Origin of the sequence: Pseudoalteromonas sp. MIP2626 (assembly GCF_013414205.1) — a bacterium.
Classification (GTDB): Bacteria; Pseudomonadota; Gammaproteobacteria; order Enterobacterales; family Alteromonadaceae; genus Pseudoalteromonas; species Pseudoalteromonas nigrifaciens.
In genome coordinates, this window is sequence record NZ_JAATTW010000020.1 from 26302 (window position 1) to 38840 (window position 12539).

At 39.5% G+C, this 12539-nt stretch carries 16 protein-coding genes; 5 read left to right on the top strand and 11 right to left on the bottom strand.

Annotated elements, in window-relative coordinates; translation table 11 throughout:
• Positions 1-5 precede the first annotated feature (5 nt).
• The 3 genes from tsaD to HC000_RS10175 are packed head-to-tail and all read right to left on the bottom strand — an operon-like array spanning position 6 to position 2009.
• Positions 6-1019, bottom strand: coding sequence for a tRNA (adenosine(37)-N6)-threonylcarbamoyltransferase complex transferase subunit TsaD (tsaD, locus tag HC000_RS10165; RefSeq protein ID WP_011328961.1), 1014 nt, complete (start codon positions 1017-1019; stop codon positions 6-8).
• A 53-nt stretch (positions 1020-1072) separates the two neighbouring features.
• A complete protein-coding gene (locus HC000_RS10170) occupies positions 1073-1663 on the bottom strand; it encodes a YjaG family protein (protein ID WP_011328962.1) in 591 nt (196 codons plus the stop codon).
• Positions 1647-2009, bottom strand: coding sequence for a DUF2007 domain-containing protein (locus tag HC000_RS10175; RefSeq protein WP_011328963.1), 363 nt, complete (start codon positions 2007-2009; stop codon positions 1647-1649). The genes HC000_RS10170 and HC000_RS10175 overlap by 17 nt, the downstream gene beginning before the upstream one ends.
• An 80-nt stretch (positions 2010-2089) precedes the next feature.
• Here HC000_RS10175 and HC000_RS10180 point away from each other — a divergent pair, with 80 nt between their 5' ends.
• The 3 genes from HC000_RS10180 to HC000_RS10190 all read left to right on the top strand — a co-directional run bounded on the left by HC000_RS10180 (position 2090) and on the right by HC000_RS10190 (position 4414).
• Positions 2090-2512 carry a DUF2721 domain-containing protein gene (locus HC000_RS10180; protein ID WP_011328964.1) on the top strand — a complete coding sequence of 141 codons (423 nt, stop codon included), beginning with the start codon at positions 2090-2092 and terminating at the stop codon, positions 2510-2512.
• 304 nt (positions 2513-2816) lie between these two features.
• Entirely contained in the window at positions 2817-3701 is an 885-nt protein-coding gene (locus HC000_RS10185; protein WP_041454528.1) for a LysR family transcriptional regulator, read from the top strand.
• A gap of 92 nt (positions 3702-3793) precedes the next feature.
• On the top strand, positions 3794-4414 hold the full coding sequence (locus HC000_RS10190; protein WP_041454529.1) for a 2OG-Fe(II) oxygenase: 621 nt from the start codon (positions 3794-3796) through the stop codon (positions 4412-4414).
• 18 nt (positions 4415-4432) lie between these two features.
• Here HC000_RS10190 and ubiA read toward each other — a convergent pair whose 3' ends face one another.
• Positions 4433-5311 carry a 4-hydroxybenzoate octaprenyltransferase gene (gene ubiA / locus HC000_RS10195; RefSeq protein ID WP_179807586.1) on the bottom strand — a complete coding sequence of 293 codons (879 nt, stop codon included), beginning with the start codon at positions 5309-5311 and terminating at the stop codon, positions 4433-4435.
• Positions 5308-5853 carry a chorismate lyase gene (locus HC000_RS10200; protein ID WP_011328968.1) on the bottom strand — a complete coding sequence of 182 codons (546 nt, stop codon included), beginning with the start codon at positions 5851-5853 and terminating at the stop codon, positions 5308-5310. Before HC000_RS10200 ends, ubiA begins: the two co-directional genes overlap by 4 nt.
• Positions 5854-6008: 155 nt before the next feature.
• Here HC000_RS10200 and HC000_RS10205 point away from each other — a divergent pair, with 155 nt between their 5' ends.
• Complete coding sequence (locus HC000_RS10205) at positions 6009-6407, top strand: flagellar basal body-associated protein FliL (RefSeq protein ID WP_011328969.1); 399 nt, start codon at positions 6009-6011, stop codon at positions 6405-6407.
• Here the strand turns inward: HC000_RS10205 and glpG are convergent.
• The 6 genes from glpG to HC000_RS10235 all read right to left on the bottom strand — a co-directional run bounded on the left by glpG (position 6404) and on the right by HC000_RS10235 (position 11693).
• Positions 6404-7228 carry a rhomboid family intramembrane serine protease GlpG gene (gene glpG, locus HC000_RS10210; protein WP_089368665.1) on the bottom strand — a complete coding sequence of 275 codons (825 nt, stop codon included), beginning with the start codon at positions 7226-7228 and terminating at the stop codon, positions 6404-6406. The two genes, HC000_RS10205 and glpG, sit on opposite strands and share 4 nt — an antisense overlap.
• Positions 7225-7542: a thiosulfate sulfurtransferase GlpE gene (gene glpE / locus HC000_RS10215; RefSeq protein ID WP_011328971.1), complete on the bottom strand. Its 318-nt coding sequence runs from the start codon at positions 7540-7542 to the stop codon at positions 7225-7227. Before glpE ends, glpG begins: the two co-directional genes overlap by 4 nt.
• A gap of 89 nt (positions 7543-7631) precedes the next feature.
• Positions 7632-8657 (bottom strand): L-threonine 3-dehydrogenase, encoded by a 1026-nt coding sequence (tdh, locus tag HC000_RS10220; protein ID WP_011328972.1) that lies wholly within the window; start codon positions 8655-8657, stop codon positions 7632-7634.
• Between the two features lie 50 nt (positions 8658-8707).
• Entirely contained in the window at positions 8708-9901 is a 1194-nt protein-coding gene (locus tag HC000_RS10225; RefSeq protein ID WP_011328973.1) for a glycine C-acetyltransferase, read from the bottom strand.
• A 176-nt stretch (positions 9902-10077) separates the two neighbouring features.
• Positions 10078-10635, bottom strand: coding sequence for a D-glycero-beta-D-manno-heptose 1,7-bisphosphate 7-phosphatase (gene gmhB, locus HC000_RS10230; RefSeq protein ID WP_011328974.1), 558 nt, complete (start codon positions 10633-10635; stop codon positions 10078-10080).
• Positions 10635-11693, bottom strand: a complete 1059-nt coding sequence (locus HC000_RS10235; protein WP_011328975.1) for a glycosyltransferase family 9 protein — start codon at positions 11691-11693, stop codon at positions 10635-10637. The genes gmhB and HC000_RS10235 overlap by 1 nt, the downstream gene beginning before the upstream one ends.
• 123 nt (positions 11694-11816) lie before the next feature.
• Between HC000_RS10235 and HC000_RS10240 the strand changes: the two genes are divergently transcribed.
• Positions 11817-12536, top strand: coding sequence for a 3-deoxy-D-manno-octulosonic acid kinase (locus HC000_RS10240; RefSeq protein ID WP_179807587.1), 720 nt, complete (start codon positions 11817-11819; stop codon positions 12534-12536).
• The last annotated feature ends 3 nt before the right edge of the window (positions 12537-12539 follow it).

Consider the following 12539-nt stretch of genomic DNA (forward strand, 5'->3'; position numbering starts at 1 on the left):
TGCTATTAAATAGCTTCTAGGCTGTCAATTGGCCAGCGCGGTTTAGTTTTCATATCAAGGGTAGCAAATTGCCCTGCTTTTAACCTTTGCATCCCTGCGTACGCAATCATAGCGCCATTGTCGGTACAAAATTCGGTACGCGGATAATACACTTGCCCTTTCATGCCTTGCATTACACGCTCCAACTGCAAACGTAACTGCGTATTAGCACTTACGCCGCCAGCAATTACTAGTCGTTTAATACCGGTTTGCTTAAGTGCACGTTTGCATTTTATTACCAAGGTATCGATAACCGCGGTTTGAAATGCATGTGCTATATCGGCTTTAGTTTGCTCGTCATCATTGTTTTCACGAATAGTGATAGACGCTGCTGTTTTTAAACCGCTAAAACTAAAATCTAGACCAGGCTTGTCTGTCATCGGACGTGGAAATATAAATCGCTTAGCCACCCCCTGCTCTGCCATTTTAGCTAAACGTGGGCCACCGGGGTAATCAAGTCCTAGTAATTTTGCTGTTTTATCAAATGCTTCGCCTGCTGCATCATCAACCGACTCACCCAGCACTTCATACTGGCCAATACCGGCTACTTTAACCATCATGGTGTGTCCGCCCGATACTAGCAAAGCAATAAACGGAAACTCAGGAACATTTTCCTCAAGCATGGGCGCCAATAAATGCCCTTCCATATGATGCACTGCTACAGCAGGAATATCCCAACCATAAGCAAGAGAGCGACCAATTGAGGTACCGACTAAAAGTGCGCCAACTAAACCTGGGCCTGCTGTATACGCAACGCCATCTAAATCTTCAGGTCCGCAACCCGCTTGTGCAAATGCAGCGTCGATAAGGGGCAGCGTTTTACGTACATGATCCCGTGATGCCAGCTCTGGCACTACACCGCCATAGTCTGCGTGTACTTTTACTTGGCTATATAATTGATGCGCCAATAAACCTTTTTCGTCATCGTATATAGCAATACCGGTTTCATCGCATGACGATTCAATGCCCAAAATTCGCACTGTTTTTCTCCTGCCACCTATTTAGGTGCTTTTTAAACTAAATTATTTACGTTTTATAATGTTAAACCAATATTGGTTTGCCCATCAGCAAGCACATGTTTTTTAAGTTCTTTAACATTATCAGAGGTCACACGGCCCATAGCTTCTACAAAATCAATTAGCTCACCTAATACATCCATTTCGTATTGCATTAGTGGGTGTTCGCGTATTGCTTTGTTATCGGCAACTTCACCTTCAACAGTCATTTGATACTCAATAAAGCGGGCAACCGTTGCTTGCGATATTTTACTTATATTTATGAGCTCTTGCTCATCTTGCGCCATTAAACCATGCATAAGACTTAATAATGCGGTCGCGGCATCAATTGCCGGATACGTACCAAACATATCAAAGTCAGCTAGCTCAGGCACATTGGGTTCTATTTTTTCGATTTGCTTTTCAAGATCAATCTTACTTTTTGGTAGCAGTATTTTCTCCCAGCAAACATTTAAAGCACTGCGTAAAACGGTTTCGTCACCAAACCCTGTTGCTTCACTAAATAGGCCATAGTTAGGTAGCATACGTTCAATTAAGGCACTGGCTAACACTGCTTTTTGTAAGTAGTTTAGCTCTCTAATACGCTGAAAGTTATTTGCTTTTGTCATTTTTTAACGTCTCGCATGACCAACAAAATTCAAATGTTGATCCATTATGCTCATTACAATTAGGACACACCCAATCTGGAGCTGATTGTTTTACTTGCTGGTAGTTTACCAATATTTGTCGCGCATGGCGCTCTTTTATCGCATAAACCTGCACACTGGCTTGAGCCTGATCAAACGGTATTTCTCCTAAAGCTCCTTGCAGCATTTCACCTTTAATTTGACACTCTATGCCATCATTTAAGATTAAGCCTTTAATTATATTCGCTTCTAAACTATTTTCAGCGCGATATATTGTTATCCATGTGAAAGGGTCAGCGGTTAAGTTATCACTATTAGTATTTTGCAATTTTCACCTCATTTATTTGTGTTTACAATGCCTTTCATTAATGTGTTAATTCATAAACTAGCCAGCTTGCAGGAATAAATATGACACTTACAACTCCAGGATTACTTTTTCCGGCTATTTCATTGTTACTACTTGCCTATACAAACCGATTTTTAGTAATAGCGCAATTAATTAGAGGATTAAACGCCCGTGAAGGTGAATCAATTCGCCCGGTTGTTGTTGCGCAAATAACCAATTTAAGAAAGCGTATAAAACTTATAAGAACCATGCAGGTATATGGAGTTGTATCTTTTTTACTATGCACACTTTCCATGTTTGCGTTATTTATAGAGCTCAATACTACTGGAATTATTTTATTTGGCGTTAGTCTTACTTGCTTAAGTTTATCGTTATTAACCTCGTTATTTGAAATTCATATTTCTTGCGATGCAATTGAAATAGAACTGCAAAGCATTGAAAATAAACCATTGAGCAACCGGGTTAGTCGTAACTTTGTTGAATAAAAGCTTATAGTTTCAAATAATAATTTTTGCACAGTGGTTTATTAACCCTTAAGGCAAAGCTACTTTATAGGTTACTTGCATAATAAAAGCTTAAAACACATAACAAACTATTAGTTATTAACCTAAAGGATAATACTATTTAACAATTTCACTCTTTAATTAATACTAAAAGAGGGATATGCTGATTGAAATTTATTATAAATTTACAATCGCATTTAAATATTACTTATTAATTTTAATAGATTAATAAGTAATATTACTATGTTCGCGTATATGCGACTTACTTATAAAAAGGGACTATAAAGTGAGATTTGAACAACTGGAACAATTCATAGCACTTGGCATGTTACGCCACTTCAGACAAGCCGCAGAACAAACTAAAATAAGCACGTCGGCGCTTACACGTAGCATTCAAACTCTTGAAGAAGAAATAGGCTACGAGTTAGTTAAACGCTCTACTCGCTCGGTACACCTTACCGATGCTGGTGAACTTTTTCTTGATTATGCTAAAAATACGCTTAGTGAGTTGGCATTAACTAAGCAGCGTATTTTTCAATCTATTAATGGCACTATTGAAAAAAAGCTAATTATTGGCTACACCAACAAAGCAAGTAGTGTTGTACCTATTTCGTGTGGGCAATTTTTAAATCAATATCCGCATATTAAAATTGAAATGCAACTCCAAGATAAACAAGAACTTTCGCGTAAACTGCAACAGGGCGAAATAGATATTAGTGTTTATTCGCAAGCCATTAATAGCATTGGTAGTGATATTCACTTACCTGATCAGCTAATTTTATTTGTTTCTAAAAACCACCCTCTTGCGCATAAAGCCGACATTAGCAAACAAGAGCTAGATCACTACCCTATGTTTGGTTGTTTTTCACAATCTAAACCCGTACAACTTATGCTTAATGAAGCCATTGATGGATTAAACAAATCATCTAGCATTAAAGTTGGCAGCATAGAGCAAGTAATGGCAGGTCTTGAAAAGTCAGATCATTTTGCAATAGCAGGCATTGAGCACACCAATGCTATTGCTGAAAATAGTAATCTTATTCAGTTAAAAACCAATAAAGACCTAAGCCGTGAGCAACTTATAGTACAAACGAGTCAAAAAATTGAAGTGGGTGAGCATATAGAGCACCTGTTATCACTGATAAAAAAAATGGCTATGACGGTAAATTAATAAATAAAATAAGTGCCTTTAAACATATAAATGATGGCTATTAAGTTGCTTTGCACTAGACTAGCTGCTCTTTATTTTAATAATTAGTATCAATGGGCAACTTTATTACCTCAGAAATATATTTAGATCATATTGAAGCTTATGGTTACGCTATTGTTGAAAACGCCATTGATGAAGGCTTAATGTCTGATTTAATGGCCGATTGTTACCGGATAAACCCGCACTTTAGCTTAGCTGGAATTGGCCGCTTAAATAATCAGCAAATTGATAGCACTATTCGCAAAGACAAAACATACTGGTTTGATGGCAGTTCGCAAGCCCAAAAAAATTATCAAACGGCAATGGAAGGCATTAGAACAACACTTAACCGGTGTTTTTTTATGGGGTTATTTGATTATGAATGCCACTACGCAAAATATACTTTAGGTGATTTTTATAAAAAGCATGTTGATGCTTTTAAAGGTCGTTCTAACCGTGTTTTTACCACCGTTTTATACTTAAACACGCCACAGCAAGGCGGCGAGTTAGTTATTTATAAACCTAAAAGTAAAGACATTGAAATTACTATTAGGCCAACAGCTGGCACCTTAGTATTATTTGAAAGCGAACGCTTTGTTCATGAAGTGCTACCTGCGGTTGATGAACGCTACTCGATTGCTGGTTGGTTCAGAAAAAACACGTCAATCAGTGGCATTATTGATCCACCCCGCTAACAATACTCTACCCTGTTATTAAAATGCGACAGGGTAGGAAAACAATAAGCCGATAAAAAAGGCTAATCCTACATAATGATTGTTTAAAAACGCCTTAAAACAATCGGTGCGTGCGCGTTGTTGAATAAGCACTTGTTGGTAAACTAACAATACAATAGCAACACTAAGACCAAGCCAATAACTCAGCCCAATATTATTAAGTGCTCCTATAGCGAGCATTAACGCTATAAAGGCTAAATTAAGTAACCCTATAATGTGACGATCGTATTTACCAAATAAAATAGCGGTAGATTTAACCCCTATTTTTAAGTCATCATCTCTGTCGACCATGGCATACATAGTGTCGTAGGCTACCGTCCAGCAAATATTAGCAATAAATAACAGCCAAGCCTGTATAGGAAGTGCATTAGTTGACGCCATAAAAGCCATTGGAATAGCCCAACCAAATGCTGCGCCTAACACCACTTGCGGTAATTGTGTATAACGCTTCATAAACGGGTAACAAAACGCTAAAGCAAGTGCACCAAAAGAGAGTAATATTGTATTTACACTAAGCATTAACACCAGTAAAAATGCGACTGTTATTAATAATATAAACAAACTAATCGCTTCACCACTACTAACCTGTCCTGAAACTAATGGCCGCTGCATTGTACGTTTAACCGAACCATCTATTTTTCTGTCGGCAAAATCATTAATAACGCATCCGGCGCTGCGCATTATCACAACACCCAGCGTAAATACTATAAAGTTAGTTAAACTTGGCATTCCTGCATTTGCTAACCACAGCGCCCAATATGTTGGCCAAAGTAATAGTAAAGTACCTATTGGTTTATCTATACGCATGAGCGCAATATAATAAGGAATATGGCTTGGGGTTAAACGCGCTAATTTCATGAGTACAAATACGCTCCTGGTAAAAACACTTCACACACTAAAAATTTATAGTCTTTAAGCGAAAATAGACTGCGACGGCCAAGTAAACTTTGCGATGGTAACTTTAATTGTGCAACAAGCTGTTGTAATGAATGCTGGGTATTAAAGCGCGCAATTTCTATATCTGTGCGGGTTAATTGTGGATCTTGAAAAATCACATCGCCTAATGGTCGCTCCCCCATATTATGTAATTTATTATTTGCGGCGTTAACACTTGCTGGCAACCAGCTTTGCGCATATACAACCGGTTTATTGTCGCAAAGTAAAAGTACCTCACGGTTAAGCGCAGTAGTTTGCGTACAGCCTAATAATTGTTGTTGCTCTGCACTAAGCTCAAACTCTTGCTCACTAAGTACTTTTACACTAAAACACTGTGAGCGACTTTTTAATTTGGCTGTTAATGAATGCGGTTCAAATAACCACTCTTGCTCTGCACTCGATAAATCACTAAACAGTGAGGCACATTGCCAATCGGCAGATAATGAAACAGGGAAAGTAATCACAATTGCTCTACTTAATAAAAATCAGTTGAATAATAACATTGCCAAAGCATTTGAAAAAGTATGATTTACTGCCACTAATAGTTGCTCTGCGCTGTATATTAGGCACTATAAGGTATAGACTATTTACAACACGTTTATAAAAAACAGCATTTAACATGAAAAAAACAGTATTCGCCGGCCTTTTTGTACTTATCGCAAGTTTAGTAAGCTTAACCGCACGAGCAGATTCGACTGTGGGTTACTTTGGTTTTGAGCCAGACATTATTACCAACTATATTGGCGCATCGAGTAAAAAAATGGGCTATGTGCGCATTACTATCGATTTAATGCTTAATAACGCATCAGATATTGCAACCGTAGAGCACCATACGCCATTGCTGCGCGACGCCTTAGTTGAAATTTTATCTAAAGAACCTGAAGATAAAATAAAATCGCTCAGTGGGCGTGAAGAAATAAGAGTAAAAAGTGCAGCAAAACTTAAAAGCTTATTAAAAGAAGAAACGGGACAAGAGATCATCCGTGAAGTCTTGTTCACCAAGTATTTATATCATTAATTGTGGCTTTTAGTTTTTAATATAGACGTGGTAACGGCGTAAGCCATACCGCTAATTAACCCGCCTAAATGCGCCCAATTAGCCATCCCTATAAACAACACATCCGCAAAACCGAGTACCAACCAAATTAGCATAAAACCAATAATTGCAGTGCTTACTAATGCAGGTTGTTTAGGGTTTAAGGCGCTGTGGATCCAGCAAAAGCCAAGTAGCGCGTATACCACGCCACTTAGGCCACCAAAGTTAGGGCCAACCATTAAATATTGTGCCCAATTGCTGATTAAGGCGCTTACCACAAACAGCCCGATTAAGCTGAGCTTGCCACATTGTTTTTCGATATTATCGCCAAGCGACACCCACCAAACTAAGTTAAATACAATATGCATGGCGCTAAAGTGCACTATAGCAGGGGTAATCCACGTTAATGGCTCGGCAGGATTAAACTGCAACGTGGTATATATTGTTTCAAATCCACCCAATAAAAATGCAATATAAATAACAATACTTAAAATGCTAACCGTTTGATTAAGCCAGCTAAGCGCTTTAAATCGCGCCACTAAATTCAGCGATTGCCCTTGATACTTAAGCGGTGATTGCGTGCTTCCAACTTCCCAAGATGCTTGCTGGTAGCGGGCATGATTAGGATTTTGCGTAAACTCAGCCCAAAGCGGTTGCACTTGATGAAAGTGCTCAGGTAATACGCTAATAATTACTGTGCTACCATCTGTTGAGCGTAACTCGCCTTGCAAGTCTTGGCTTTTTAAATAGTCTATAAAGCCTTGTGCAGCACGCGGATTATTTAAACTGCCAAGCTCTATCATCGTTCAACTTTCTCGCTGTAGGCCGCTTCCCATGCTGTAAAACCGCCATCCATACTGTACACATCTTCAAAACCTTGCTCCACTAAGTAGCTTGCTGCGCCTTGCGAGCTCATACCGTGATAACAAACAATAATTATTGGCTGATCAAACTCTTTTTCCATCATAAAGTGTGCAATGTTAGCGTTCGAAAGCGCTTCAGAACCTGGAATATGCCCCGCTTGATATGAATTTGGATCGCGGATGTCTGCAATTACTACGTCTTCTTTATCTAATAATTCAAGAGTTTGTGCTATTGATATATGTTTAAATGCCATTGAAATCTCTTTTAAAAATAATTAAATCAATAAAAAAGGCGACTCAAGCCGCCCTTTTAATACCATTTATAAAACCGTATTAAACTAAATTAATCCCAGTTTAGTATCACTTTGCCTGATTGTCCTGAAATCATCATATCAAAACCAGCTTGAAAGTCGTCTATTGAATATTGATGAGTGATAATTGGGTTTAAGTCTAAACCTGATTGAATAAGACTTGCCATTTTATACCAGGTTTCGAACATTTCACGGCCATAAATACCTTTGATCACTAAGCCTTTAAAAATAACTTGGTTCCAGTCTACCGCCATATCTGATGGTGGAATACCTAGCATGGCAACTTTACCGCCATGGTTCATATTATTTAGCATAGAATTAAAAGCACTTGGTACACCCGACATTTCAAGGCCAATATCGAAGCCTTCAGTCATACCTAGCTCTTTTATTACATCTTCAAGCTTTTCGTTGGCTACGTTAACAGCGCGTGTTGCACCCATTTTGCGTGCTAGCTCTAAGCGGTATTCGTTTACATCGCTAATAACTACGTGACGTGCACCTACGTGCTTTGCCACTGCTGCCGCCATAATACCAATGGGGCCTGCACCAGTAATTAATACATCTTCGCCGACTAAATCAAACGACAGCGCGGTATGTACGGCATTACCAAAAGGGTCAAAAATTGATGCTAATTCGTCTGAAATATTATCAGGAATTTTAAACGCATTAAACGCTGGTATAACTAAGTATTCAGCAAATGCACCTTCGCGATTTACGCCTACACCTGTGGTGTTACGACATAAATGTACGCGCCCTGCACGACAGTTACGACAATGGCCACACGTAATATGGCCTTCGCCAGATACTCGGTCGCCAACCTTAAAGCCACGTACTTCTTGGCCCATATCAACCACTTCGCCAACATACTCATGGCCAACAACCATAGGTGTAGGAATAGTTTTTTGCGCCCACTCGTCCCACTTATAAATATGAACGTCGGTGCCACAAATTGCAGTTTTACGAATTTTAATTAGCAGGTCGTTATGGCCAACTTCTGGTTTTGGCGCATCTGTCATCCAAATACCCGGTTCTGCTTTTAATTTAGATAATGCTTTCATAATTCACACTCAACTAAAAAACCGCGGCTATAGCGCGGTTTACAATAAAATTAAATAACGCCCATTTCTTTACCAATACGGGTAAAGGCAGCAATGGCGGTATCAAGTTGTTCAATGCTATGTGCAGCTGAGATTTGGGTACGAATACGTGCCTGACCTTTAGGTACAACAGGGAATGAAAAACCGGTTACATAAATACCTTCAACTAATAACTTATCAGCCATTAATGATGCAACTTTAGCATCGCCTAGCATAACTGGAATAATGGCATGATCTTTACCACCACAGGTAAAACCAGCGGCTTCCATTTGCTCGCGGAAGTATTTAGCGTTTGACCAAAGCTTAGCGCGAAGCTCGCCACCACTTTCTAGCATTTCAAGCACTTTAATCGATGCAGTCACAATTGCCGGAGCTAATGAATTTGAAAATAAGTAAGGACGCGAACGTTGACGCAACCACTCAACAATTTCTTTTTTACCTGATGTATAACCACCTGATGCACCGCCCAATGCTTTACCTAAGGTACCGGTAATAATATCTACGCGATCAAGCACGTTACAATACTCTGGCGTGCCTTTACCATTTTCGCCAACAAAGCCCACAGCATGCGAGTCGTCAACCATTACTAATGCATCGTATTTATCAGCTAAATCACACACAGTGGCTAAATCACAAATAACGCCATCCATAGAGAACACGCCATCTGTAGCAATTAGCTTAGTTTTAGCACCTGCTTCGGTCGCGGCAATAAGCTGCTTTTCAAGGTCAGCCATATCGTTATTAGCATAACGAAAACGCTTAGCTTTACATAAACGTACGCCATCGATAATTGAAGCATGATTAAGTGAATCCGAAATAATCGCGTCTTCTGCGCCTAAAATAGTCTCAAACAGACCTGTATTAGCATCAAAGCACGATGAGTATAAAATAGTATCTTCAGTTTCTAAAAACTCACTGATTTTTTTCTCTAACGTTTTGTGAATATCTTGCGTACCACAAATAAAGCGTACTGAGGCCACACCAAAACCATGTGCGTCTAAGCCATCTTGCGCTGCTTTTATTAGCTCAGGGCTATTTGCTAAGCCTAGGTAATTATTAGCACAAAAGTTAATTACTTTGCCTGATGCAACTTCAATTTGAGCTTGCTGCTGCGATAAAATAATACGCTCGCTTTTATACAAACCTTCAGTTTTTACGTCTTCAATTTGCTGTTGTAGCTGGCTAAAAAAAGCAGATGCTCTCATCTTTAGTCTCCATTTGATTTAACAGGTTAAACAGCAAAACAAAGCTACTGTTTATTATGTGGGGTATTGTAAAAGTTTAACGAATAAAATGCACTGTTTGCAGTTCATCGCAAATTATAAATTTGGCAGCAATTCCTGCCAGTTTACAGTGCCTGAATTGGGGGGCGTATTTAAATTTATAAAAGTGCTGGTAAATCATTAATTGAATTGAAAATAAAATCTGCAGTTTGTTTGGCGCTGTCATCAAACTGCTGGCCAGAGTGCACCAATACGCGCGTGGCAATGCCAGCTTGTTCTGCAGCTTGCATATCACTTTTTTTATCGCCTACCATAATACTTTGCTGCGGATCGATATTATGCTCACTAATACCTTGTAGTAGCATACCAGGGGCTGGTTTTCTGCAAGCGCACTGTTTTAAATACTCAGGCAATGCATTTTTAGGATGATGAGGGCAAAAATAAACGTCGCTTATCAATATCTGATGTGCGCTAAACTGTGCTTTCATCCAGCTGGTCAGTGCTATAAAGTCAGCCTCGGTGTAATAACCACGGCCAATACCTGACTGATTAGTTACAATAATAATTTTATAACCGGCATCATAAAATGCCTTGCACGTGCTAAATACTCCTTCGATAAATTCAAACCGCTCACTTTGATACACATAGCCATGATCAACGTTTACTACGCCATCTCTATCTAAAAATAGCGCTTTATTTTTTTGTGATTGATTCATTATAACGACTCTTTTTGCACAACATGATCAAACATAGCTTTTACCGCATCAATGGTAATTTGGCTCATTAAATCGTCACCTTTAATACGTGTGCCCCAAGGCAGCTGCTGCGCTGTTTTACCCGTTTGTTTAAGCAAGTTTTGATGATATACCTCAACCACATAGTTTTGGTATAAATACGGCCCTGTACGCGCTGGGTTTGAATGGGCATATAGCCCAATAACAGGAGTGCCTACCGTTACTGCCATATGGGCAGGGCCAGTATCTGGGGCTAGTACTACACTGGCGCGTTTTAACACGCACAACAATTCTTTAAGCTTAGTTTTACCAACTAGGTTTAAAATGCTGTGTTGGCTGTGTTTAATAATATTATTGGCAAGGTTTATTTCCAGCTCGGTAGGGCCGCCGGTCAAGGCCACTTTAAATCCCTGCTGATGGGCATAATCAGCAAGCGCGGCATAACGTTCGGGAAGCCAATTACGCTGTGCTTTACTTGCTGCTGGAGAGATAACAAACAGCTTATTAGATAAGTATTCTGCAGTGAGTAATTCATCGGCAGTGTTTTGATCTTGCTGTGTATAAGGCATTTCCCAACTTGGCTGATAATCATTCACGCCAATGGCTTTAGCAAAGCCTTTAAACCCTTCTAACACGTGCGCATGTGGCTGCGCTGCAATGCGTTTATTTATAAATAGGCTATGCAGCTCTTTTGAGCGCGCCCAATCAAAGCCTATTTTAACTTTTGCAGGAATACAACGTGCAACAAATCCGGCCCTTAATGCCACCTGCATATTAAGCAGTACATCAAAGTTTTGCCCTTTAAAAGTTTGCTTTAAATTTTTCAGTGCTACGCGGCCTTGTTTTTTATCAAACACCACCAGCTCAACACCGGGTAAGTTAGCCAATAACATAGCTTCTACTTTGCCAATAACCCAAGTGATTTTTGCATTAGGATGCGCTTTTTGAATCGCTTGTACTGCACTCACAGCATGGCATACATCGCCAATAGCAGAGAGTCGTAAAATACAAATAGAGGAGTAGTTAGGCACTGAAGTCACGCGTTTCCTTGGGCATTAAATAGTAAAACCCGATCTTAAATTATAATCGCGCTATTGCAAGTACTTATCCTCGGCTTTAAAACGCGCTAACATAGGCGCATATTTAAGTAATACCTGTGAGCTATGTTCAAACAACACGTCCAAGGTAAGCATACTCTGCTGAGCCACCCTAGTTATGAAAATCAGGTTAATTTAAACTGGTTTAATGCCGACTACTGGCAGCAACAAAATAAAATAGTGGGTGCTAAAAAAGGCCGCGCAATGGCGTGGTTTTTTAAAAATAATGAACTAACCGCTGTGCTAAGACATTATTGGCGCGGTGGCTTGGTCGGTAAATTACTCAGTGACCAATACTTGTATTTAGGCTTTGAGCAAACGCGAGTATATAAAGAGTTTGCTTTAATGGCGCAGTTAATTGAGCTTGGCTTAAATGTACCAACTCCCATTGCTGCAAAAGTGACTCGAAGCGGGTTAATTTACCGCGGTGATATTATTACCGAGGCGGTAACAGGTGCCAAAAGTGTACTGGATATACTCGTTGAGCGTGCTTTAACTGAATCTGAATTAGCAAGTATCGCCACAACCATTGCGCTCTTTCACAGTAAGGGCGTATACCACGCAGATTTAAACATTAATAATATTTTATTTAATGACACTGGCCAAGTATATATTATTGACTTTGATCGCGGCGAAATTAAACCGCCTGCCTTACAATGGCAACAAAGTAATATGGAACGCCTAAAGCGCTCGTTTTTAAAAGAACAAGGCCGCAACCCTGTATTTAACTGGCAAGCCAGCGACTGGCAAGCCTTGTATGTTTGTTACACAAAGCTTAAGCGCTAATTT

What these genes read in the sequence shown, in the direction of transcription:
- HC000_RS10170 (WP_011328962.1), bottom strand. Translation starts at nt 1,663, where the DNA reads ATGACAAAAGCAAATAACTTTCAGCGTATTAGAGAGCTAAACTACTTA.
- HC000_RS10180 (WP_011328964.1), top strand. Translation starts at nt 2,090, where the DNA reads ATGACACTTACAACTCCAGGATTACTTTTTCCGGCTATTTCATTGTTA.
- HC000_RS10190 (WP_041454529.1), top strand. Translation starts at nt 3,794, where the DNA reads ATGGGCAACTTTATTACCTCAGAAATATATTTAGATCATATTGAAGCT.
- ubiA (WP_179807586.1), bottom strand. Translation starts at nt 5,311, where the DNA reads ATGAAATTAGCGCGTTTAACCCCAAGCCATATTCCTTATTATATTGCG.
- HC000_RS10205 (WP_011328969.1), top strand. Translation starts at nt 6,009, where the DNA reads ATGAAAAAAACAGTATTCGCCGGCCTTTTTGTACTTATCGCAAGTTTA.
- glpG (WP_089368665.1), bottom strand. Translation starts at nt 7,228, where the DNA reads ATGATAGAGCTTGGCAGTTTAAATAATCCGCGTGCTGCACAAGGCTTT.
- glpE (WP_011328971.1), bottom strand. Translation starts at nt 7,542, where the DNA reads ATGGCATTTAAACATATATCAATAGCACAAACTCTTGAATTATTAGAT.
- tdh (WP_011328972.1), bottom strand. Translation starts at nt 8,657, where the DNA reads ATGAAAGCATTATCTAAATTAAAAGCAGAACCGGGTATTTGGATGACA.
- HC000_RS10225 (WP_011328973.1), bottom strand. Translation starts at nt 9,901, where the DNA reads ATGAGAGCATCTGCTTTTTTTAGCCAGCTACAACAGCAAATTGAAGAC.
- gmhB (WP_011328974.1), bottom strand. Translation starts at nt 10,635, where the DNA reads ATGAATCAATCACAAAAAAATAAAGCGCTATTTTTAGATAGAGATGGC.
- HC000_RS10240 (WP_179807587.1), top strand. Translation starts at nt 11,817, where the DNA reads ATGTTCAAACAACACGTCCAAGGTAAGCATACTCTGCTGAGCCACCCT.